The following is a 23,595-nucleotide window of genomic DNA, read 5'->3' as shown; positions in this document are numbered from 1 at the left end:
ACCATAGAGGCAAGCGCCGCTGGTTCGCGGCTCGCGCCGCCGGCGGACAGCCTCGCATGGCTTGTGTTCCATGTCCACATCGCGTCTCCCGGATCCACAGCGACCGCCGCACCGAGCACAGCCTGCGCCCAGTCCCACAACGGCCGGGTCTGAGTTGGATTTCTCCTCGTTGCCTGCGTCGCCCAAGTCGAGGACGCCCGCGCCGCGGCGCAAGCGCGGCCTGGGGCCCGAGTTGTTCGTGCTCGCGGGTGCCGGGGTGCTGGTCCTGTTGATGCTCGGTGGACTGGCCTTCTATTGGAGCACCGGCGGTTTCGACCTGCTCGAAGTGGCAGCGCTCGAGCGGCAGACGCTGACCGAAGGCACGGCCTGGTCGCTCGATCTGCCGGTGCAGAGCCGGGGTATTCCCGCCGGCGAGTTGCAGTTCAGCTTGCTCGAAGGCCCGATCGGCCTGGTGATTGACGAACGTACGGGTCGATTGAGTTGGACGCCGCCCGAGGAGGCAGGGCCGGGAGAATATCCGGTGCGCGTGCGCGCGGCGGGGCACCGGCGCCGCGCCGAGGCTCGAATCCTGCTGCAGGTCGACGAGCACAACACCCCGCCGGTGCTCGACCCGGTCGAGTCGATCTCGATCGAGCAAGGTCAGCCGGTGCGAATCCACCTCGCGGCGCACGATCCGGATTTGCCGCAGCAGAAATTGGCCTTCGACTTGCTCGAAAGCGCCAGCGACGAAGCGGCGATTTCGACGCGTAGCGGCGACTTTGTCTGGCGCACGAAACGGGCCGAGCCCGACAATATTTACGATTTTGTCGTCCGCGTGCGCGACAGCCTCGACGCGGAGAGCGAGCCGGTGCGGTTTTCGATCACCGTGACGCCGCGCAAGCCGGTCGCCGACGCGCCGGCGCCGCAGCCGACCGAGACCATGCCCGACGAGCCGCTCCCCGTGGTCGACGAGCCGGTGACTGAGCTGCCGCGCGTGGCCGCCGCGAGCGACTCGCCGCTGGTGGCGGGCCTGCGCAAGTTGTTCGACGAGCATCGGCTGTTGGCGCGCAAGCCGAAAGACTACGCGGCCGTGCGGCGGCTGTTTGCCGAGCAGTTTGCCAACGAACAAGCCGAATCCATGCGGCTGGCCTTTGGCGACGAGCGCGACGCGATCGACAAATGGCTCAATCAGCACGGCGACTTCAAGGAGGAGCTGTATACGGCGCTGCGTTCGGATTGGGACGACGTGCCCGAGGCGCTGAATCTCGTGGCCAACCTGTGGAAGAACTTTCCCCAGGCAATGGAGCCGTACGGCGAGTTGGTGATTGCCACGGCGACAGTCTGGGACCGCAAGACGGCGGGCATCATCGATTCTCAGGAACACATCCGCCGCGCACAGGCCACGGCGCCGCCCGAGCCGATGGGCGCGCTTGCGAACTTTCGCTACCTGGTCGATACCGAAGACCTGATGGAGGGGCGCATTCGCTACCTGCCCTGGGAATTCCTGGTGCACGTCGTGAATCACACCACGCCCCTGGCCGACCGCCAATGGGCCCTGGCGAACTATTTGAATCAGCGCGTCGGCATCGGCAAGTGCTACCACGATTGCCCCTACGACATGCTCATGCTCAAGACCGATTCGCGCCAGGCGCGGATGAACAACCAGGTTTACACGCTGCAGAATCTTCGCCAGTTGGGTGGCGTGTGTTCGCTGCAGGCGGACTACGCCGCACGGGTGGCGAAGTCCCTGGGTGTGCCCGCCGCCGACGTCAGCGGCCAGGGGCGCACGGGCCAGTATCACGCCTGGGTCATGTGGGTCGAGCTGGCCAGCGTCACGCCGCAAGCGATCAAGTTCGAGCTCAAGTCGCACGGCCGCTACCGGGGCGACAATTACTACATCGGCACGTTGACCGACCCGCGCACCGGCGAACCGATCACCGATCGCGAACTCGAGATGCAGCTGCACAGCGCCGGCACGAGCCCGTTGGCTCATCGACATGCCGATCTCCTGATGCGGGCCTATCCGATGTTGGTGCGGCGCGATCCGCCGCTCGAACCGGTGCAGCAGCTCGACTACCTGGAAAAGGTGCTCGAGATCGACCCCTGGAACGAGGCGGCCTGGCTCGAGGCGGCCCGGCTCGCGCGGTCCCTCCGCGGCGAACCGCAATACTCCAAGGCGATCCGCCGCGTGCTCGACGGGCTGTTTACGACCTTCGCGGCGTTTCCCGATTTCACCTGGAAGGTGTTTGAAGACCTGACGTCGTACGCCGAAGACGAAAAGCTGCGACGGAACATGTATGAGCAGCTCTTGAACATGTACGTCGCAGCGCAGCGGCCCGATCTGGCCGCCGACGCGGGCCTGAAGCTCGCCGACTTGCTGGCCGCAGACAACCAGCAGGCCGCGGCCGTGCAGGGGTTGAGCGGCATCGTGCTGGCATTTCCGACCGAAGGTCAGTTCGTGCCTAAGCTGGTCGACCGCATCGAGCTGCTTTGCGACAAGCTGCCGGATACGGGCCCGAAGCTGGCCCGATTTTACGACGCGCTGCTACCGAAGGTTCCCCGGCAACGGCTCGACGAGCCGAGCGAGTATTGCATGGCCCTACTGCGCAAGGCCATCGCCTGTTACGAGCGCCAAGGCGAAGCCGAGCGTGCCGCCGCGGCCCGGGCCGAGCTCCAGCGGCTCGAGAGCGCCGCTGCGCCGAACTAGTCGCGCGGCGCACACGGCGCCGTCAATTGCCGTTGCCGCGCAGGCGCGGGTCCGTGGCTTCCTGCAAGCCTTCGCCGATCAGGTTGTAGGCCAACACGGCCAGGAAGATGGCCGTGCCGGGAAAGACGATCAACCACCAGTGCTGCAGGTTGGTGCGGCCGTAGTTGAGCAGCGTCCCCCAGCTCGGATTCGGCGGCGGTGCGCCGAAGCCGAGAAAGCTCAACGAGCTCTCGATCAGGATCGCGCCGGCAATTCCGAACGTGATGGGCACCAGCACCGGCGCCAGCGCATTGGGCAGGATGTAACGGAACATGATCCGCATTTCGCCGACGCCGATGGCCCGGGCCGCGGTGACGAAATCGCTCTCGCGCAGCCGCAGAAACTCGCCGCGCGTGAGCCGGGCAATGTCGGTCCAGCGCGTGCAGCCCAGGATGACCATCGTGTGCCAGATGGTCGGCTTTTCGATCACCGCCACGAGCGCCAGGATCAGTACCAGCGACGGCACGCACAGCACGACTTCGGTAAGCCGGCTGAAGAGCATGTCGACCCAGCCGCCCAGGTAGCCCGACAGCGCGCCGACGACCATGCCGATGGCCGCGGCAATGCCCACCGAGACAAAGCCGACCAGCAGCGCGATCGTGGTGCCGTGGACCATCTGAGCAAAGACGTCGTAGCTGTTCGGATCGGTGCCGAAGAAATTCCATTGGTTGGGCGGACCGCTGGCTGGATTGCCGGGACGATCGGGCCATTCGCCGTCGCGGACCCGACGGTACGGGTCCTGGTAGAACAGCGGCCAAACGGCCCAACTGTCAGGGTCCTTGGTCTTGAGACTCTGCGGATATACGCGGCGAAACCGGTCGCGTTGAAAGACCGGGTTTTCCCAGGCCGTGTTGAAGTAGCCGAGGCAGGGAAAATAGAGGCGGCCTTTGTAGTAGCACACGATCGGCTTGGTGCCGGCGATCAGCGGCGCGCCGGCGGCCAGGACCACAAGAAACAGCACGTAGGCCAGCGCGACCATCGCCAGTTTGCGGCGGCGAAAACGCCGCCAGACCTCGGCCCAGTAGCCGATCGGCGGTGGTTCAGGCACGGTGCCCGCCGGTGCATTGCCGGGAGACGAAGCCGTGGCGAGCGGCGCGGTGGTGCCGGGTGTCGTACTCACGAGAAGCTGACCCTCGGATCGACCGCGGCATACAACACGTCGGCCAGCATCTGCCCGGCGAGCGTGAGCACGGCAAAGATCAACGTCTCGGCCATGATCGTCGGATAGTCGCGCATCAGGATCGCTTCGAAGAACAGCCGGCCCATGCCCGGCCAACCGAAGATCTGCTCGAGGATGATGCTGCCCGAGAGCAGACCGGGCAGAGTCAGTCCAATCAGCGTTACTAACGGGATCAGCGTGTTGCGAAAGGCATGGTGCAACACGACGCGCACCGGCCCGACGCCTTTGGCCCGGGCCGTACGGATGTAGTCCTGGCGAATTACCTCGTGCATGTTCGAGCGGATGAACCGGCTGTAGTAGGCGAGGCTGCCATATGTGTAGCAGGTGATCGGCAAGGCCGCGTGCCAGGCCAGATCCTGGAACTTACCCCAAGTGCTCAGCTCGGCGTATTGATCGCTTTGCATGCCGAACAGCGGGAACCAATCGAGCCGCACGGCGAGATACATCTGCAGTAGCAGCGCGGCCACGAACGCCGGAAACGAATAGAGCGTGTATAGCAGGGTGCTGGTGACGCGCTCGTCCCAACGGCCGGAGCGCACCGTGGCGACGAGCCCCAAGGGGATCGACAACAAATAGGTGAGCAGCAGGGAGGAAATCGACAACAGCAACGTCGGCCACAAGCGCCCGCGGATCAGCGTCGCCACGGGCTGCTTTTGCGAGATCGAGGTGCCCAGATCGAATTGGGCCACCTTGGTCAGCCAGCTCCAGTAGGCGACGTACCAGGGTTGATCGAGGCCGAAAAAGGCCTTCATCCGGTCGATGTCTTCCTGCTTCAGCGCGCGGCTCGGGTCCTCGTTCATCAGCGTGATCGGCGAGCCGGGCATCGCGCGGATCAGCCCATAGATCAGGAACGTGATCAGAAACAGCGTGAGCAGTCCGATCAGGAAGCGGCGCAGCAGATAGGTAGCCATGTCGATCGTGGGAGCCGCGGTGCGCGGGCCCTACTCGCGCCCCTTCCAGATCGAGCCGAAGCCGGGACCATAGTGATACGGGCCGCGCGGCGAAAAGCGGTAGCCGCGTAATTGTTTGCTGAAACCGTAGAAAGCGCTTTGATAGTACAAAAACGTGTACGGCTGATCGGCATAAATCAGCTCGTGCAGGCGGCCGTACAGCAGGCCGCGCTTGTCGCGGTCGAACTGCTTGCGAGCCGCGACGAACAACTGATCGACTAAGGGGTTCGAGTAGCTGACGAAATTGCGCTCCTGGCCGGTGCCCCAGATGTTCTCCGAGGTGTCGGGATCGGCGCCGGTGCCCCAGCCGCCGTAGTAGGCATCGAATTGCTTGTCGAAGGTCAATTGCTGCAGCGTCGTGGCCTCGAGCGGCCGCACGTTGCAGACGATGCCCAATTGATCAAGGTTCTCGCGCAGCAAGTTGCAGATCTTGATCCGCAGATCTTCGTTGCGCACGAGCAAGGTGAACTCGAACCGCAGCGGCTTGCCGTCGACCAGCTTGTCGAGCACGCCGTCGTTGTCGTGGTCGGCCCAGCCGGCCGCCGCGAGCAGCTCCTCGGCCTTGTCGAGGTCCTGGTAGTAGGGCCCGGTCGGCTGCTTGGGGGCCATCCACGAGTCTTTATAGAAGATGCCCGTGCACGGCTCGGTGAGCCCGTAGAGCAGGCGCTCGAACAGCACCTTGTAATCGAAGGCATAGGACATGGCCCGGCGCGTCAGGGCGTCGTCGAAATACGGGCGCTTCAAGTTCCAGCCGAAGAAGAAGAAGGTCCACTCGATCGCCGAGGCCTTGGTGTTGAGCCGGTAAAAATCGTTACCCCCGGTCTGCGACTGCCACTGATCGGGCAGCAGTTCCAGCTCGTCGATGTCGCCCTTGTTCATCGCCAGCAGCGCCGTGCTGCGGTCGGGAATAATGCGAAAGCGAATGGTCTTGAAATACGGCTTCTCGCGAATCGGTTTGCCGTCGCGCAGGTAGTATTCCTCGCGCCGCTCCAGCACGATCTCTTGCTGCAACTTGCGCGAGGCGATCCGGTAGGGCCCGGCCACGACCGGGTTGTTTTCGAGCTCGATGTGCCGCGCGCTACTGACGAGCGACTTGTCCTCGGGAATCGTCGACTCGTAGATGTGCTTCGGCAGGATCGGGAAGTTGATATTCCAGACGTTCGTGGCCAGGGCATCCTTGTGGAAGTAGACCAGCGTGTAGTCGTCGTAGGCGTGCACGTGGTGGATCTTGTCGGTGCCGGCGCGGACGGCGGGGATCGGAATCTCCGGATCGAGGATCGTGCGAAAAGAAAAGGCCACGTCGTGGGCGGTCATCGGCACGCCGTCGGACCAGAACAAATCGTTGCGCATCACGATCTTGTCCATCATCCCGTCCGCGCTGGTCTGCCAACTGACGACCGAGTCTTTCGAAGCGCAGGGATTCATGTTCCAGTCGAAGCCCATCAAGCCGGCCGAGATCAGGCCCTGGACGTCGAACTCCTCGCGCGAGTTGATCAACAACGGATTGTTCGACTTGACGTCGCCCAGCAGATGGCGGTTGATCGTGGCGTCGAAATTCGCCTCCGCGTCGCTGGCCGGCAGCCGGCCCAGCGCGCTGAGAATCTTGGCGTTGTCTTCCTTCGAGACGTTGCGCAAGGCCAGCGCCTCGGCCACGGTGGCCAGCGGTGTTTCCGTGGCCTGCAGCTTGCGCATCTCGGCGAGCAGGTCGAGCACCGGCTGGTCGCGCCACCCGGCCTTGGCGTCAAGCTCCGCCAAGGGGGGTACGTGTTCCGGATCGACCAATTGCGGCGGGGCTGCGTCGGCCGGCGGCAGCAGCTCTTTGAGATCGTCCAGCGTGGCCGGCGGCGGGGCATCCGGCGCAGTCGCCTGGGGCGCCTGCGCCGTGGTGGCCCGTCGGTCTGGCTCGCTGCTACCGCAACCGGCCAAGGGGAGCAGTGCTAGCACAAGCAGCGGCGCGGCGGCAATGTTTCTCGTCCCGATCCGACCCATCTTGCGTTCCTCCCGTCACTTGGGGCCATTCAGGCGGCCGCGCCGAAACAACCGCGCGACCCCCGCGGCAGCGACCTGCTTGCACCCCGGCGCAGCCACCTTGCCGAGCAAACCCGGCAATCGACCGCCTTGCCGCCCTCGGCGCGTGCCAGCGTAAACCATTCCGAACAAACCGGTCAATAAACCCACAGCGTTGGCAGGCAAGCACTTGCATGCTACGTACGTGTTGCTTGCGATGTTCGGCAAGTGGTAATCTGGCCAAGTTTTCTGCCCTGGGGCAGGGTCGTATTTCGGGCAACCATTGGCCCACCCACCGCGACAAATCACTACTCCGCGACAACGAGGTCAGCATGAGGCGCTTCAACCATCGTGGCCATTTTCCTGTCGGTGCGTTGTTCGGCGCATTGCTCGCGAGCTGCATGTGCGGCGTAGCGGTCGCGCAGGAGAACGAGTCGGGCGAGGCGCAATGGATCTGGTCGCCGGACTATCGCGGTCAGACCCCTCCGGCCGGTGTGGTGTTCTTTCGTAAGGTCGTGCCGATCGGCAATCCTGAAACGGCGTTGCTGGAGATCACGGCCGACGATCGCTACGAGCTGTACGTCAACGGACGGCGCATCGGTGGCGGCAATAGTTGGCAGAAGCTCGACCAGTACGACCTGAAACCCTATTTCGGGGGTGGCAAGAACGTCGTCGCCGTGCGGGCCGAAAACGCCAGCCCCGGCGCGGCGGGCCTCGTGGCCCGATTGATCGTCAAACGGGCCGGCAACACCGAACAGTCGTTCTCCAGCGACAACTCCTGGCGTTCGAGCGTCGAAGAGCAGCAAGATTGGGAACTCGCACAGTTCAACGACCGCTCGTGGAAGCCGGCGCAGTCGCTGGGTGAGCTCGGCCAGGCAGCGCCCTGGGGCGACCAGGTGCGCTCCGGCGGGACGACCGAGCCGGCCGGGCGCTTCACGCTGCCGGCCGAATTCAGCGTGCAGCGCGTGGTCCACCCGGACCTGACCGGCTCGCTCGTAGCGATGGCCTTTAACGAGCGGGGTGAGATCATCTGTTCGCGCGAGCGTGGCCCCCTGCAGCGCGTCTCGGACGAAAATGCCGATGGCCTGGTCGACACAGTCAGTGTCTATTGCGACAAGATGGAGAACTGCCAGGGCATTCTCTGTCTCAACGGCGCCGTCTTCGCCGTGGGCGATGGTCCCGACGGCACGACCTTCTGCAAATTGACCGACGCCGACAACGACGGCGTGGCCGAAACGGTCAAGACGCTGCTCAAGTTCCGCGGCGGCATGGGCGAGCACGGCCCCCACGCGCCTATTCTCGGCCCCGACGGGTTGATCTACCTGGTGATCGGCAACCATTCCGGTGCCGAGGTCGAGCCGGCCGCTTCGAGCCCGCACTACGGCTGGTTCGAAGGCGACCTGGTGCAGCCCAAGTATGAGGACGCCGGCGGGCACGCCGTGGGCGTCAAGGCTCCTGGCGGCGTGGTGATTCGCACGGACATCGACGGCAGCTTTGTCGAGACCTATTGCGGCGGGTTCCGCAACGCGTACGACATCGTGTTCAATCGCCAGGGCGAACTGTTCACCTACGACTCCGACATGGAATGGGACGTGGGCCTGCCGTGGTACCGGCCCACGCGGGTCAATCATTGCATCCCCGGCGCCGAGTTCGGCTGGCGCAGCGGTTGGTCGAAGTGGCCTGACTATTACTACGACAGCCTGGGCGCGGTGGTCGATGTCGGCCGCGGCTCGCCGACGGGTGTTGAGTGTTACAACCACTACATGTTCCCGGTGCGGTACCACAACGCCTTATTCATCGCCGACTGGTCGATGGGGCGGATCCTGGCCGTGAAGATGAAGCCGTCGGGCGGCACCTACCGCGCCACCAGCGAAGTGTTTCTCACCGGGCGCCCGCTCAACGTGACCGACCTGGGCGTGGGGCCCGACGGGTGGCTCTATTTCACGACCGGCGGCCGCAATACCGAGGGGGGCATCTACCGAATCGTCTGGAAGGGCGAAGTGCCGCCGCGGCCCGAGCAGCAGGGCGTGATGCTGGCGATCGACCAGCCGCAATTGAACGCCGCCTGGGGACGCAACAAGATCGCCAAACTCAAGCTCGAGTTGGGCGACCAGTGGAGTCCCGAGCTGGCGGCCGTGGCCGACGATCCGCGCCAACCGCCCGAGGCCCGGATTCGGGCGATGGACCTGATGCAGTTGATCGGCCCTCCGCCGGCCCCGCGGTTCTTGATCAAGCTGGCGCAAGACGCGAACCCCGAGGTCCGCGCCAAGTCAGCCTATCTGTTGGGCATTCACTTCAGTGACGAAACGCGGGGTCAACTCGTGTCCCTGCTCGACGATCCGGATGCCGCGGTCCGTCGCATAGCCTGCGAATCGCTGGTGCGCAGCGGTCAGGGCGCACCGGTCGACAAGCTCTTGCAGTTGATCGCCGAGCCCAATCGCTATGTGAGCTGGGCCGCGCGGCGGGCGCTCGAACGCATGCCGACCAACGATTGGCGCTCGCGCGTGCTCGACAGCCCAAACAACCGGGTGTTTTTTCAGGGCTCGCTGGCCCTGTTGATCTTGAACGCCGACCGCCCGACATGCGACCAGATTCTCGAACGCTGCACCGAGCTGTTGCGCACCGAACTGAGCGACGCGGACTTCCTCGATCTGTTGCGGCTGGTGCAAGTCGCGATGATCAAAGGCGAAGTCACCGGTCCGGAGGTTCAGGAGCTGCGCGCCTTGTGCGCCGAGGAATACCCGGCACTCGAGCCGCGGATGAACCGCGAGTTGGTGCGCATTCTGGTCTACACGCAGGAAGAGTCGTTCTTGCCCCGGGCCATCGAGGAATTGCAGGGCGATGGTCCGCTTGAAGAGCGCATCCACCTGGCAGGCCATTTGCGCTTTCTGACGCGCGGCTGGACGCCGGAGTATCAGCTCGCCCTGCTGCAGTTCTACGAAAACACCCGCGACATCGAGGGCGGTCACAGCTTCAAAGGCTACATCGACAATTTCATTCGCGACGTGTATGCCGGGACCTCGGACGAGGTGCGGCAATTGATTCTCGACCGGGCCGAGGAAATGCCCGCCACGGCCATGCACGCCGTGGCCGATCTGCCCGACGTGCTCGAGTTGGACCAGGTCGCCGGGCTGATCGACCTCGACCGCGCGCTGCTGAATAACCCGCGTAGCGGGGCCAGGCCGCTGGCGACCGCGATCATCGCAGTGCTCGGGCGCAGCAAGCATCCGCAGGCCATGGCCTACTTGCGCGAGTGTTACGAGCAGCAGCCCGATCGCCGGCAGGAGCTGGCCATGGGCCTGGCCCAAGACCCGGGCAGCGAGAACTGGCCGCTGTTGATTCGGGCCTTACCTTCGCTGCAGGGCGCCGCGGCCATCGAGGTGCTCGTGCGGCTGGCCGAGTCCGACGTGGTGCCGACGGAGCCGGAGCCGATCCGCCAGGTGATCCTGGCCGGGCTGCGGATGGGTGACGACGGCGTGAAACAAGTGCAGGCGCTGCTCCAGAAATGGAGCGGCCAGACTCCCGAGGCGTCGGGCGACGGATCGGGCGGCGCTTTGGCCCCCTGGCAGCAGTGGTTCGCCGCGACCTATCCCAACGCGCCGCCGGCCGAACTGGCCAAGGGCGCCGAGGGACGCTGGACGATGAACGTGCTGCTCGAGGCTCTCGAAGGCACGCATGCCCAGTTGGCCGACGCCAAGCGCGGAGCCCTGGTGTTCGAAAAGTCGCAATGCGTCAAATGCCACCGCTTTGGCGCACGCGGCGAGGGCGTCGGTCCCGACCTGACCAACGTCAGCCGCCGGTTCCAGCGCAAGGAGATCGTCGAGTCGGTGCTGTTCCCCTCGCAGGTGATCAGCGACCAGTACTCCAGCAAGACCCTGGTGACGACCGACGGCCGCAGCTTTACCGGGATCATCGGTTCGGCCGGTGAAGACGCCGTGGTCGTGCTGCAATCGACGGGCGACAAGGTCGTGATCAACAAGGACGAAATTGAAGAGCTGGTGCCGAGCAACAAGTCGGCCATGCCCGAGGGCTTGTTCAACAACCTGACGCTCGAGGAGATTGCCGACTTGTTTGCCTACTTGAATTCACCGCCGGCCAACTGAGCGAGACTTCACCCGTCGCGCTGGCCGACTTAGGATCGAGATCGCATTCGACAAGTGGCCGTTTTTTCCCTGTGTCGAGGGTCCAGGTCATGCGCGCGTGTTGCGGTTGGTTGGCGTCGATCGTCTGCGTGGGCCTCTTGACGGGCGTTTCGTTGGGCCAGGCCGAAGACGCGACCGCGCCCCGCGTGGGACGCCAGATCGACGACTTTGCGCTGACGGATTTTCGCGGCCGCACCTGGTCCCTGGCCGAGTTCGCCGATCGGCCGGTCGTGGTCGTCGCCGTGTTGGGTAACGATTGTCCGCTGGTGAAGCTGTACGCCCGACGGCTGGTCGAGTTGGCGACCGAGTACCAGGGACGCGGCGTGCAGTTCTTGGCCATCAACGCCAATCGCCAAGATTCGCTGAACGCGCTCGGCGCGTTTGCCCGACAGCAGCAGATCGAGTTCCCGCTGCTGAAAGATCCCCGCGGCGATGTGATCGACCGGCTCGGCGCCGCGCGCACGCCCGAGGTGTTCGTCCTCGATTCCGGCCGCACGGTGCGCTATCACGGGCGGATCGACGATCAGTACGGCGTCGGCGTGCAACGGGCCCAGGTCGGCCGCCGCGACCTGGCCATCGCGCTCGATGAACTGCTCGCGGGACAGGCCGTGAGCGTAAGCGAGACCGAGGCGCCCGGCTGCCTGATTGGTCGTGTCCCGACGGTCGAGCCGCACGGCGAGGTGACGTATTGCAACCAGGTCGCGCGGCTCTTACAGGCGCATTGCGTGTCGTGCCATCGCCCCGGCGAGGTCGGGCCGTTCCCGTTGACCACCTACGAGGAGGTGGCGGGTTGGGCGCCGATGATTCGCGAAGTCGTATCGCAGCGGCGAATGCCGCCCTGGTTTGCCGATCCCCGGCATGGCCGCTTTGCCAACGAGGCCCGACTGTCGGATGCCGAGCTGGCGACGTTGTTCGCCTGGATCGACCACGGCACGCCCGAGGGCGACGCGGCCGAGCTGCCGTCGCCTCGGCAATTCGCCACCGGCTGGCAGATCGACGAGCCCGACGCGGTGTATTACATGAGCGACGAGCCGTGCACGATTCCGGCGACGGGGGTGATGGATTATCAGAATTACGAGATCGACCCCGGCTTCACCGAGGATCGCTGGGTTCAGGCGGCCGAGGCGCGGCCGGGCAACCGTGCGGTCGTACATCATCACCTGGCCTATTTCATCCCGCCCGGCGGCAACCGGCAAATGAGCCAAGTGGCCAACCAGATTGCCGGATATGCCCCCGGCTCGCCACCGTTCGTCTATCCACAGGGAACGGCGCTGCGCATTCCCGCAGGCTCGAAGATCGTGTTTCAAATGCACTACACGCCGGTCGGTTACGAAACGACCGACCGCAGCTACCTGGGCCTGAAGTTCGTGCCGGCCGACCAGGTCGAGCGCGAGGTGCACAACGAGATCACGGGCAACATCGGCATCCGCATTCCGCCCGGCGACCCGGACTATGCGCTCGCATCGAAGCGCCGTTTCAAGACCGACACCCTGCTCTTGAACCTGGCCCCGCACATGCATTTGCGCGGCAAGGCGTTTCGCTTCGAGCTGGAGCGACCCGACGGCAGTCGCGAGGTGTTGCTCGACGTGCCGCGCTACGACTTCAATTGGCAGTTGCGCTACGACCTGGCCGAGCCGCTGCTCGTGCCGAGCGGCAGCCGGTTGCATTGCTATGCGCGGTTCGACAACTCGGCCGATAACCCGGCGAACCCCGATCCAACGGCCGAAGTCCATTTCGGCGAGCAGACCTGGGAAGAAATGATGTTCGGTGTGTTTCAGACCGTCTCGCCGGTGGGCGAACACGGAGATACCGCGCAGGCCGATGCCGCGAGCGAGTAGCGCCGCGCGCCACTACCGGCGGCGGGCTTGATAGCGCCGGCTGGCCTCTTCGAGGAGCTTGCGCTCTTCCGCCGTCAGGCTTGCCTCGCCCGAGCGCAGCACCTTCTCCAGGGCCGCATCGACGCGGGCCTCGAACGAGCGCGTGTCTTGCGGTTCGCGGCCCGGATCGTGCAGCTTGAGCTTCGACCGCCGCAGCTTGACGGTCCGGGACCAGTTGGGCAGGACGCGCCCCAAGTTCCAGCCGGTGCGGTAGTAGATGAACCCGAACACAAAGCCGGTGATGTGCACCGCGGCGGCCACGTTGCTGTGCGTGGCGCCGGTCGCCGTCAGGATGTCGCCGATGAACATCAGCCCGACCGCCGCCCACGCCGGAACCGGCAAGAACATGCCCAGCAGGATCGTGCGGTTGGGAAAATGACAGGCAAACAGCGCCAGCACCGTCGATACGGCGCCGGATGCCCCCAGCATCCTGGTCTGCGGGTTCGCGCCTTGCAGCGCTTCGACGCCGGCCCAGACCACGGCGCCGAGCACAATGGAAGTCAGGTAGACGCGCAAGAACTCCTTCGGGCCGTAGACGGCTTCGACGTCGCGCCCGAAGAAGTAGAGCGCGATCATGTTGAACAGGATGTGCATGATGTCGTCGGGGGCGTGGGCGAACCCGCAAGTGAGGAATCGCCACCACTCCCACGGCACGGTCAAAGTGCCGACGCGCAACGACAGCAAGTCGCTCAGCCATCGCCCGCCGCCGGGCGTGGCCGCGGAGAGCTGATCGAGCAGATAAACCGCCACGTTGGCGATGATCAGGTTGACGACCATCGATCGCCCGCGCGTCCACGAGCTGTCGTCTTCGTCGCGCAAATAGTCGCGGTCGTAAAGTCCCATCCGGCCCAGGCCCTCGAGGCGGCGACGCGCAGCATGAACTTGCCGCGCCGCTTCCGAATCCTAACATTTTCCGCGCAATCGATCCGCCGCACTCCAGCGGAAAGGTGCGATTTTTTGCGCGCCTGAGCCGCGACGGGTCAACTCAAGAGTGCCAGCGTGCCGCTCGGTGGCGCAGCGCCGGCAGATGGCCCAGCCAGATCAGGGCTCTTCGTAATCGGCGCGGTCGCCCGGCGCGCGGACCACGCCCTGCTGGGCCGCCAATTGATCGACGAGCTGCTCGTTGGCCTCGACCAGCCGCGCTACATCGGCGCGCGTCTGGGCCAGCCCGGCCTCGAGCGTCTCGCGATGCTTGGTAACGGCCGTCAGCTCGGCCTGCAGCTCGGCCAGCTCGGTCTTCAGCGAGGCGATCGTGGCGCGTTCGAACTCGACGTGTTTCTGGGCGTCGGCCAGCGCCGCGTCCATGTTTTGCTGGTCGACCTCGGCCGAGGCGACGCGATCGCGGAGCACGGCCATTTGCTGATCGAGATCGCGGAACAGCACGTTGTAATCGCGCAGCCGGCGCACGTATTTGCGATCGACCTGCCGGTCTTGAGGATCGTTCGGATCGGCGTCTTTCCCGTCCTTGAGATACTCCTGCACCGTCTCGGCAGGCAACAGGGCCTTTTGCGCCTCGTCGTCGAGCGTCGTGAACAGCTCATGACGGTCCCGGGGCAACAGCTCGTAGATGGTCCAAGTGCCACCCGCCGCCTGGCTGGCAGCCAGGCGCTGGAGCGACTCGGGGCTCATCGTCATCGCCGGGGCGAGCGCCACCTTGGTGTCGCCTTCGAGGCCCGTCACGCGGAACTGTCCGAGAAACTGTCCCCCCTCGCCGCGCGGCTTGTCCTCGAACACGTTCAGGATCGATCCGCCGACAATCTGATGCGGGCTGGGGTTGGCCACTTCCACGCTGGTCGCTCCGGTCATCGGATCGACGGCACTGGGAGTGACCTGGTACCAGACGCGACCGCGATCGACGAGCAGCCCATGCAGCTCGGCGACTTTCTGCACGATGCCCGGCTTGACGAGCTTGCCGCCTTGGAGCTGCCCCCAGCGGGTGACTTTCACCTGTTCGATGGCCTGTTCGAGCTGCTGCTTGGCATTCTCGTTCGCCTCACCCCACGAGCGATGCGCCTGCAGCGCCAGCATGCCCAGGAAGAAGAATCCCAGGGCGGCCACGATGACCAATCCGGCGAAGACCTTGCCCAGTGTGCTCATCGACCCAGTGTGCTCATCGAACCGGTGTGCTCGTCGAAGAAGTTGGCGCGAACAGCTAGACGATTTTGCCGCGTGAAGGAGCTGGCCGAGCCTGCTCAGGACACGATTGCGCAAGGACTTACGTCGCTCATCGCCTTCGTCGATCTTAGGCCGACCGGAATAGGCGGTCAAGATTCCGCAAACTGCCCTGAAGGCGAAAACTACCTGGATTGACGGCGATCCATTCGCTGCGACACGCGTCACGCGGCGTGCCCCACCGCTCGATTCGTCAGAATCGTTGAAGTCGGAATCGTTCAATGCCGAATCTTTCAGCCGTAACGGGGTGTATCCGACGCGAAAGGTTTGGCCGGTGGCCAACGGCAAGACGCAAAGCGAACCAACCACGGCTCCGCTCACCGCGGGGCAGCGGTTTGCGCCGTGGGGCGAGCTGGTGCAGCGCGCGACGCAATGCAGCCGGCTGCTGCGCGCCGCCCTGGCCCACAGGGCCGAAGCGGCCGGGCTGGGCGACGTCGAGTTCTGCTTGCTCTGGAATTGCCAGTCGGCCGTGCCGGCGGGCCTGCACCAAAACCAGCTGGCCGCCGAACTGGGCGTGTCGGCGGCGCAGATCAGCGCGCTGGTCGAGCGGCTCCAGCAACGGGGGCTGATCGCCGGTCATCGTGATCCGCGCGATCGCCGACGCCAAGTCTGGTTGCCCACGTCGCAGGGCCGCCAATTGCTCGATGCCGTGTTGGCGCGGCTCGAGCCTTGGCTGGCCGACGCCGAACGGCACGTCTCGGCCGCCGAAGTTCGCGAGCTGGGTGCGGCGCTGCGTCACTTTCAAATAGCGATCAAGGACCCCGGTGCGCCGGCGTTGCGCATCGTGTCCCTCGACCACGAAGTCGAGGAGGCCCAGCCATGAATGGCTCCTCGACGCGTGGGCTGTTCTTGCGGCGCGTGATCGCACACGTCGTCTACCGGGCGGTGCTCGCGGCGGCCACCTTGCTCGTGGGGACGGCGTTGTTCGCCGGTACGGGTTGCTCCCGGGCCTTTGCCTTGCGGCAAGCCGACTTGGACGCCTACGCACGGATCAACGAGAAGATCAACGATCCCCGCTGGGACTTGCAGGACTACTCGATCAATATCGACTCGCGTTCCCGGTTGTTCGATCCAACTTGCAAGGTGGCACCCGCGATGCCACCCGACGATCCCGTGTCGCATCGGCTGATGCATTGTGTCGACGACAAGCACGGCTTTTGCTGTTGGCATCTCAACGGCGACATCGATACGGCCGAGAACCCGAATTGGGCGGCCTTCTTGCCGACCAACGAAGACGGCGTGCTCGTGCTCGATCTGCGCGGGACCGTCGACGTGGCGCGGTTGAATTCGCGGAATTATCAAAATCAACTCGAACAGCTCTACTTGTCGGCGCTCGACGTGGCGTTCGAGCGGTTCCGCTTCGACACGCAGTTCTTCGCCGGTTACGGCATCGATTACCAGAGCGAGGGCGAGGCCCTCAACAGCTTCGGCTCGGCCAGCAAACTGCGGCTGCGCAGCCAGACGCCGGCCCGCGCACCGGTGGCCACGCAGGCCACGCGGCTGTTCGCCAGCGGCGGCACGCTGGTCGTGGGGTTGGCCAACCAGATCATGTGGCAGCTCTCCGGGCCCGACAGCTATCAGGCCAACACGCTGGCCGCGTTCACGTTCGTGCAGCCACTGTTGCGTGCCGGCAGCCGCGCCGTGGTGCTGGAACGCTTGACGCTGGCCGAGCGCACCTTGCTGGCCAACGTGCGGCAGATGGAGCGCTATCGCCAGGGCTTCTTCGTGAATGTCTACACCGGCCGCGATCCGGGCCAGGGTCCGCAACGCCGCGGTGGTTTCTTCGGCGGTTCGGGTTTGGAAGGCTTCTCCGGGATCGGTACGGGCGGCTTTGGCCGGGTCGGCGGCGCGGGCGGCAGTGGCGGCGGCGGCGGTGGGTTTGCCGGCGGCGCCGGTGCGGCCCAGGCCAACGGCTATCTGGGCCTGCTGCAGGACCAACTGCAGATCCGCAATCAGGAGGCCAACGTCGCCGGATTGCGGGCCAGTCTCGCGCAGCTCGAAGCCGCATACGAGGCCGGCCGGATCGACAACCGTCTGCAAGTCGAGCAGACGCGGCAGGCGCTGTTCAATGCGCAAAGCGTGCTGCTCAACACCAAGGCCGCCTTCGACACGGCGCTCGACGCCTACAAGGTCAACCTGGGTTTGCCGCCCAATTTGCTGCTGGAGATCAACGATCGGTTGCTCGACCAGTTCAATCTGCTCGATCCGGAGTTGACCGACTCGCAAAACACGGTGCTCGACGCGCTCGAACAACTGCGCACCGACGATCCCGAGTCCGGCGGCCTCGCCGCGGGCATTCGCGCCGCGCAAGAGGGTGCCCGGCTCGAAGCCGCGCACCTGGCGATCGTCGAACGGGACATGGAAACGCTGCGCGAAGCCTTGCCCCGTCGTCGCGAGACGCTCGACCGGCTGATCGGCCGCGAAGAGGTCAAACGCGGCGACGTCGATCGCAGTGCGTACGACTCGGCGCGACTGGCCGAACGCTTCGCGGAGCTAGAGCGCGATCTGACCGACTTTCAAAAGCGCTCGGGCGACACGCGCACGCGCGTCGAGCAGCTCGCCCAAGAGGCCGCGGCGGACCGACCCGAGGTGCGGCAACAGTTGATCGGCCTGCTGAGCGATCTGGCCGACGAGTTGTTCGAATTGTCGCTCGTCCAGGGGCGCATCCGCCTCGACAGCACCAACCTGATCCGCGTCGAACTCGATGCGAACGAGGCGTTCCGCATCGCGCGGGTCAACCGGCTCGACCTGATGAATGCCCGGGCCAGCCTGGTCGATAGCTGGCGGTTGATCGAGTTCAATGCGAACCAGCTGCGCAGCGACGTCGACTTCGTCTTCGACGGCGACATCAGCAGCACCGACGACAATCCCTTCCGGTTCCGCAACACGACCGGCCGGCTGCGCGTGGGCCTGGAATTCGACGCCCCGCTGACCCGGCTGTCCGAACGCAATCTGTACCGCCAATCGCTGATCGAATTCCAGCAGGCCCGGCGGAACTACTACGCCTCGGAGGACGGCATCCGGCAAGGGCTGCGGTTGACGCTGCGGACGATCGATCTCAATGCGCTCAATTTCGAGCTCCGCCGCGAGGCGGTGCTCGTCGCGCTCGAGCAAGTCGATCTGACGCGACTTAACCTGAAACGGCCGCCGCAGCCCGGCCAGACGAGTGAACAACTCGGCGCGACCACGGCCCGTGACTTGCTCTCGGCCTTGAGCGACCTGCTCAACGTGCAAAACGATTTTCTGAGCGTGTGGGTCAACACCGAGGTGCAGCGCGTCTCGCTCGACTTCGATCTGGGCACCATCCTGCTCGACGAGCACGGCATGTGGATCGATCCGGGCGCGATCACCGGCGACTCGTTCGCGGCGAAACATCTCTCGGGCGACGACTGCCAGAACACCGTCGGTCCCGAGTGGACCGATCTGCCTGCTGAATTGCAGTCGGGCTCACGGCCGGAAAGCGTCGAGCCGCCGGCACAGGAAGAGCTGCCCCAGCCCGAGGCCGCGGCCCCGCTGCTGCGCAAGGTTTCGCACCAGGTGTCAGTTGCCCCTCGCCAACCAGCGGAAGTCGCGAAAGACCCGGCGAACGGCCCCCCGGAGAAAAAAACCGTACCTCAGGCCTGGAAGCCCGCTCGGCGGGAGCTGCGGCAGAATCCTGGCAGCGGGTCAAAAGGCTCGGTTTCTTCCCCCTCGGCAAGCGGGGTAAAACAAACGGGTTGGATTGACGATGGCTGGGTCGGCCGAGATGACAGCCGCGCCACAGCCGACTAAGATTAATGGGCTTTCGTTGCTAGCCAGCAACCGCCCGCCCGTTGTTTCTCGCCACGAAGTTCTCTCCACGAGGGGTCTCAGGGTTCTCTCCGCGAGGAGTCTGAGGGGGCCCCGTCGCTCGTGCGAGGCCCTGCCTTCTGCGAGGACGTGCTATGCCAGTTGCCAACCGCCGCGGTCTCTCTTGGGTCGGCACCCTGATCGGGTTGTCGGTCCTGGTCGGTGTTCCGTTGGCCGCCGCTTGGCTGGTGCCCTGGGGCTCGCTCTCGGAAAAGAAGGCCGGACCCTTGGTTCACAAGGTGGCCAAGGGTGTGTTTACCAACACCGTCACCGAGCAGGGTGAGCTGGAAAGCTCAAGTAACGTCGAGGTCCGTTGCGAGGTCCAATCGCGCGGCTCCGGCTCGGGTGTGGCGATCATCGAGATCGTGCCCGAGGGCACGCACGTGGCCCAGGGCGACTTCCTCATTCGTTTCGATGCATCGAGCCTCGAGAACGAGCTCAACCAGCAGCAGATCAAGGTCAACACCAGCCTGTCGACGGTGATCTCGTCGCAGAACACCTTGGATACGGCCACGATCGCCGAGAGGGAATACCTCGAAGGCACGTTCAAGCAAGAAGAAAAGACGCTCGAAGGCGACATCTTCATCGCGCAGGAAGACTTGCGGCGCGCCGAGGACTATGCCCGGTTCAGCGAAAAGCTGGCCGCCAAGGGCTACATCACGCAATTGCAGCTCGACGCCGATCGCTTTGCGGTCGAGAAGGCCCGCAAGACGCTCGAGATCGCCAGCACGAAGCTCGACGTCCTGCGGCGGTTCACCCGAGAGAAGATGCTGCGCCAGTTGCAGGCCGACATCAAGATCGCCGATGCCAAGCTGCAGGCCGACCAGGAAGTGCTGAAGCTCGATGAAGAGAAGCTGCAACTGATCAAGGACCAGATCGCCAAGTGCGTGGTCACGGCCCCGGCCGCGGGCCAGGTCGTCTATGCCAACCAATCGGAAGGTCGCAACAACAACAGCGAGTTCATCGTCCAGGAAGGCGCCGTCGTCCGCGAGCGCCAGGTGGTGATCCGACTGCCCGATCCGGCGCGAATGCAGGTCAAAACCAAGATCAACGAGTCGCGCATCGACCGCGTGCAGGCCGGGCAGTTCGCCCTGGTGAAGCTCGATGCCTTGCCGGAAAAGCAGTTGGAAGGCGTGGTCCGCAAGGTGGACGAGTATCCGTTGGCCGGCAACTGGTTCTCGTCGGCGGTCAAGGAATACGGCGCCTACGTCGAGATCAAAGACGCGTCGGTCGGACTGCGACCGGGCATGACAGCCCAGGTGAAGATCTACGTCGAACAAGCCAAGGACGTGATCCAGGTGCCGGTGCAAACCGTGTTCGAACGGGGAGGCACCCACTTCACGGTCGTACGCAACGGCGAAAAGCTCGAGGCCCGCCAGGTCGAGATCGGTTCGACGAACGACACGTTCATCGTGATTCGCGGCGGTTTGAAAGAAGGAGACGAGGTGCTGCTGGAGCCGACGCTGCAATTGGACAACGTCCAACTGCCGGCCGAGGTGTTGGTGGCCAGCTCGGAACAGGTCCGCGAGCTGCCGAAGCTCGATCCGAAGTCTGCGCGGCCCGCGGGGGCGGTGGCCGCCGATGCGACGGCCGGCGGCGATGCCAAGCGCGAGCGTGGGAACAAACGCGGGGGCTCCGGCGGGGCCGGCGGGATGGGCCAGATGGCAGACATGGAGCCAGCGGCGATGGTCGACATGATGTTCCCCACGATGGACAAGGACAGCGACGGCCGACTGAGCAAGGACGAAATGCCTGAGCGCGGCAAGGCCAACTTCGATCAGACCGACGCCAACAAGGACGGCTTCGTCGACCGCGAGGAAATGATCGCGGCCATGACCAAGCTCAAGGAGCGGATGGCGGCCGCGGCCAAGAAGAAGGCCGCCGACGGCGAACCGCCCGCCGAGGCGGGCGAAGGCGGTCAATCCGGCTCGTAGGTCCTTGGCCCGCGACTCCTGGTCGCGCAATCGTCTCGATGAATTTCGCCGCGCGCACCGTCGACATCCGTAAGGAGTATCGCCTCTCGGGCGAAACGGTCTACGCCCTGCGCGGAGTCAGTCTCGACGTGCCCGAGGGCGATTACGTCGCCATCATGGGCCCCTCGGGCTCGGGCAAGTCGACGCTGCTCAACTTGCTGGGCTGTCTCGACCGGCCCAGCGGTGGACAGTATTTCCTGGGCAACGATGACGTGGCTCGCATGAGCGACGACCAGCTCTCCGAGGTCCGTGCCCAGCGGATCGGCTTCGTGTTTCAATCGTTCAACCTGATTCCGCAGTTGACGGTCATCGAAAACATCGAGGTGCCGCTGTATTACCAAGGGCGGCTGACCTCGAAACAGCGGGCCCGGTGCCGCGAATTGGCGCAAATTGTCGGGCTGGGAAACCGGTTGAATCACCGGCCGGCACAGCTCTCCGGCGGCCAGCAGCAGCGCGCGGCGATTGCCCGCAGCCTGGCCAACGATCCGTACTTCATCCTGGCCGATGAACCGACGGGAAATCTCGACTCGGTGACGACGCAAGAGATTCTCGACCTGCTCGCGGGGCTCAACGCCGAGGGCAAGACGATCATCATGGTTACCCACGAAGACGACGTCTCGCGGCGGGCGAAGCGCGTGGTGCGGCTCAAAGACGGCAACATCGTCTCGGACGTCAGGAACTAACGGCGATGTTGTGGCTGCGCACCTGGATCCTGGGCATCAAGAGCCTGCTGCTGCACCCGTTGCGGTCGCTGCTGACGGTGCTGGGCATCTTTATCGGCGTGGCCAGCGTCGTCTGGCTACTGGCCATCGGCGAAGGGATCAGCCAAAAGGCGCAGGAACAGATCGAAGGGCTCGGCGCCGACAACATCATCGTCCGGTCGGTCAAGCCGCCCAGCGAATCGACGGTCAGCTTCCGTGGCCCGGTGCCGTATGGCCTCACGCGCGAGGACTACGAGCGCCTGAGCCAGACGATTCCGACGATCGAGCGGGCCCTGCCGATCCGCGAGATCCGCCGGCAATTCCGCCATCAGGACCGGCTGGTCGACGGCCGGCTGGTCGGCTGCACGCCGGAGTATGCCGAGGTCACGAAATTGATCGTCGATCGGGGCCACTTCATCGCCGGCGCCGACGTGCAGGACAAGAGCAACATTTGCGTGCTGGCGCACGAGGTGGCCAAGCGGCTGTTTCCGTATGAAGACCCGATCGGCCGGGCCATTCACGTCGAAGACGCTTACTATGTCGTGGTCGGGGTGATGAAGTCGCGCACGCCGACGGCCGGTATCGGCGGCTCGCTCGCGGCGCAGGATTTCGCCTCGGACGTCTATATCCCGATCTCGACGTTGTGGAACCGCATCGGCGACACAGTCGTCACCCGGCGCAGCGGCTCGTTCGAGGGCGAGCACGTCGAGGTCACCCAGGTGACGCTCCGCGTGGCCGACGTCGACCAGGTGCTGGCCACGGCCGAGGTCGTACGGCGCACGCTGCAGCTCAACCATCGCATGGAGGACTACGCGATCGTCGTGCCCCTGGAACTGCTCGAACAGGCGCGCAGCACGCGGTTGATGTTCATCGTGTTCATGGGCTTGATCGCGGCCATCTCGCTGGTCGTAGGCGGCATCGGCATCATGAACATCATGCTGGCCACGGTCACCGAGCGGACGCGCGAGATCGGCATTCGTCGCGCCCTGGGGGCCAAGCGCCGCGACATCACACGGCAATTCCTGGCCGAGACCATCGCCTTGTCGATCGTCGGCGGCGGGACGGGAATCCTGGGCGGATTGGTCTGCGGACCGGTGACGCGCGGTCTGCGGAGCCTGATCGAAGACGCGTTTCCCGACGTGGTGCGCAACCTGCCCGAGGTGGTGCGCGACGTTTCGCCGGTGATCGTCACCTGGTCGATTCCACTGGCGTTCGGCATTTCGGTCGGCGTGGGCGTGATTTTCGGCTTGTATCCCGCGATTCGAGCCGCCGCGATGGACCCGATCGAGGCCTTGCGACACGAATAAGGGAACTGCTAGCAGCAGACGCACCGCCGTTTTTTTGTTATTCTCATGTGCCAAATTTGCGCTATTCGCGCTTGCCGCACGGAGCCATCCCGGCGGCCGAGCGCACTCCGAGGGGCGCCCTAGGGCGAACCGCTGCATGCGTGCCAGTCGCTGGATCTGCGTTGGAGGTTGTGCGCTGTTGGCCGTCGTGCCTGCATTGGCCGGCAGCGAACAGTCGGACGCCAGCCGCGTTCAAGGCACCTGGTCACTGGTGCTCTTGGAAAACGCGGCCATGCGCATGGAAGGCGAGCAGGCCAAAGGCAAGCTCGAGATTCACGGCGATCGGGCCAGCATTCTCGTGCGGCTGCCCGACCGCGACGACGTGAAGCACGAATACACGTTGGTGCTGCATCCGCTGGCGCAGCCGCCAGCCTTCGACGTGCGGTGGGACGACGGCCGCGTGACGCGGGGGATCTACCGCTTCGAGGGCTCGCGTTGGGTTCGCTGTCATGGAGATCCGAACGGCCCCCGCCCGACGACCTTCGACAACGCGGCTGCCAACGGCTTCATTCTGTCGGTCTGGGAACGTCCGAAGCCGAAATCCCCCAGCGCCGAACCCGCCGCCCAGCCGGCCGATCCGCTTGCCGAACGCTAATCGGCGCGGCCGCTCTTGCTCCGGTGGAGAACATCACGGGCCGGCGGAGGTTTCGATCCGGGCCGGACAGCCGGCGCGTCATCGAACCCAAACAAAAAT

15 protein-coding genes are annotated in these 23,595 nt (G+C 65.0%); 10 read left to right on the top strand and 5 right to left on the bottom strand.

What is annotated here, in order from left to right:
* Positions 1-169 precede the first annotated feature (169 nt).
* The gene (locus K1X74_07750; protein ID MBX7166228.1) at positions 170-2,686 is read left to right on the top strand and encodes a putative Ig domain-containing protein; all 2,517 of its coding nucleotides are present in this window, start codon (positions 170-172) and stop codon (positions 2,684-2,686) included.
* 22 nt (positions 2,687-2,708) lie between these two features.
* Here K1X74_07750 and K1X74_07745 read toward each other — a convergent pair whose 3' ends face one another.
* The 3 genes from K1X74_07745 to K1X74_07735 form a co-directional block, all read right to left on the bottom strand.
* Positions 2,709-3,704 (bottom strand): ABC transporter permease, encoded by a 996-nt coding sequence (locus K1X74_07745; protein ID MBX7166227.1) that lies wholly within the window; start codon positions 3,702-3,704, stop codon positions 2,709-2,711.
* Positions 3,705-3,841: 137 nt separating this feature from the next.
* Positions 3,842-4,816, bottom strand: coding sequence for an ABC transporter permease (locus K1X74_07740; GenBank protein ID MBX7166226.1), 975 nt, complete (start codon positions 4,814-4,816; stop codon positions 3,842-3,844).
* Between the two features lie 30 nt (positions 4,817-4,846).
* Positions 4,847-6,844: a peptide ABC transporter substrate-binding protein gene (locus K1X74_07735; protein MBX7166225.1), complete on the bottom strand. Its 1,998-nt coding sequence runs from the start codon at positions 6,842-6,844 to the stop codon at positions 4,847-4,849.
* A gap of 350 nt (positions 6,845-7,194) precedes the next feature.
* Between K1X74_07735 and K1X74_07730 the strand changes: the two genes are divergently transcribed.
* Together K1X74_07730 and K1X74_07725 are read left to right on the top strand one after the other, a co-directional pair.
* Positions 7,195-10,965 (top strand): c-type cytochrome, encoded by a 3,771-nt coding sequence (locus K1X74_07730; GenBank protein ID MBX7166224.1) that lies wholly within the window; start codon positions 7,195-7,197, stop codon positions 10,963-10,965.
* An 89-nt stretch (positions 10,966-11,054) separates the two neighbouring features.
* Positions 11,055-12,842 carry a redoxin domain-containing protein gene (locus tag K1X74_07725; protein ID MBX7166223.1) on the top strand — a complete coding sequence of 596 codons (1,788 nt, stop codon included), beginning with the start codon at positions 11,055-11,057 and terminating at the stop codon, positions 12,840-12,842.
* Between the two features lie 12 nt (positions 12,843-12,854).
* Here the strand turns inward: K1X74_07725 and K1X74_07720 are convergent, their stop codons facing one another.
* Together K1X74_07720 and K1X74_07715 are read right to left on the bottom strand one after the other, a co-directional pair.
* Positions 12,855-13,724: a rhomboid family intramembrane serine protease gene (locus K1X74_07720; GenBank protein MBX7166222.1), complete on the bottom strand. Its 870-nt coding sequence runs from the start codon at positions 13,722-13,724 to the stop codon at positions 12,855-12,857.
* Between the two features lie 198 nt (positions 13,725-13,922).
* The gene (locus tag K1X74_07715; GenBank protein ID MBX7166221.1) at positions 13,923-14,978 is read right to left on the bottom strand and encodes an ELKS/Rab6-interacting/CAST family protein; all 1,056 of its coding nucleotides are present in this window, start codon (positions 14,976-14,978) and stop codon (positions 13,923-13,925) included.
* Between the two features lie 72 nt (positions 14,979-15,050).
* Between K1X74_07715 and K1X74_07710 the strand changes: the two genes are divergently transcribed.
* From K1X74_07710 to K1X74_07680, 7 genes are all read left to right on the top strand, one after another.
* The gene (locus tag K1X74_07710; GenBank protein ID MBX7166220.1) at positions 15,051-15,191 is read left to right on the top strand and encodes a hypothetical protein; all 141 of its coding nucleotides are present in this window, start codon (positions 15,051-15,053) and stop codon (positions 15,189-15,191) included.
* Positions 15,192-15,327: 136 nt separating this feature from the next.
* Positions 15,328-15,876 carry a MarR family winged helix-turn-helix transcriptional regulator gene (locus K1X74_07705; GenBank protein ID MBX7166219.1) on the top strand — a complete coding sequence of 183 codons (549 nt, stop codon included), beginning with the start codon at positions 15,328-15,330 and terminating at the stop codon, positions 15,874-15,876.
* Complete coding sequence (locus K1X74_07700) at positions 15,873-18,824, top strand: hypothetical protein (GenBank protein ID MBX7166218.1); 2,952 nt, start codon at positions 15,873-15,875, stop codon at positions 18,822-18,824. The genes K1X74_07705 and K1X74_07700 overlap by 4 nt, the downstream gene beginning before the upstream one ends.
* A 152-nt stretch (positions 18,825-18,976) precedes the next feature.
* Positions 18,977-20,815, top strand: coding sequence for an efflux RND transporter periplasmic adaptor subunit (locus K1X74_07695; GenBank protein ID MBX7166217.1), 1,839 nt, complete (start codon positions 18,977-18,979; stop codon positions 20,813-20,815).
* A gap of 38 nt (positions 20,816-20,853) precedes the next feature.
* Complete coding sequence (locus K1X74_07690; GenBank protein MBX7166216.1) at positions 20,854-21,537, top strand: ABC transporter ATP-binding protein; 684 nt, start codon at positions 20,854-20,856, stop codon at positions 21,535-21,537.
* A 5-nt stretch (positions 21,538-21,542) separates the two neighbouring features.
* A complete protein-coding gene (locus tag K1X74_07685) occupies positions 21,543-22,862 on the top strand; it encodes an ABC transporter permease (protein ID MBX7166215.1) in 1,320 nt (439 codons plus the stop codon).
* 136 nt (positions 22,863-22,998) lie between these two features.
* The gene (locus K1X74_07680; GenBank protein MBX7166214.1) at positions 22,999-23,496 is read left to right on the top strand and encodes a TIGR03067 domain-containing protein; all 498 of its coding nucleotides are present in this window, start codon (positions 22,999-23,001) and stop codon (positions 23,494-23,496) included.
* Positions 23,497-23,595 lie beyond the last annotated feature (99 nt).

It is taken from the genome of Pirellulales bacterium (assembly GCA_019694435.1).
Classification (GTDB): Bacteria; Planctomycetota; Planctomycetia; order Pirellulales; family JAEUIK01; genus JAIBBZ01.
The sequence above is the reverse complement of the archived record's forward strand: the minus strand, read 5'-3'. Positions and strand labels throughout refer to the sequence as shown.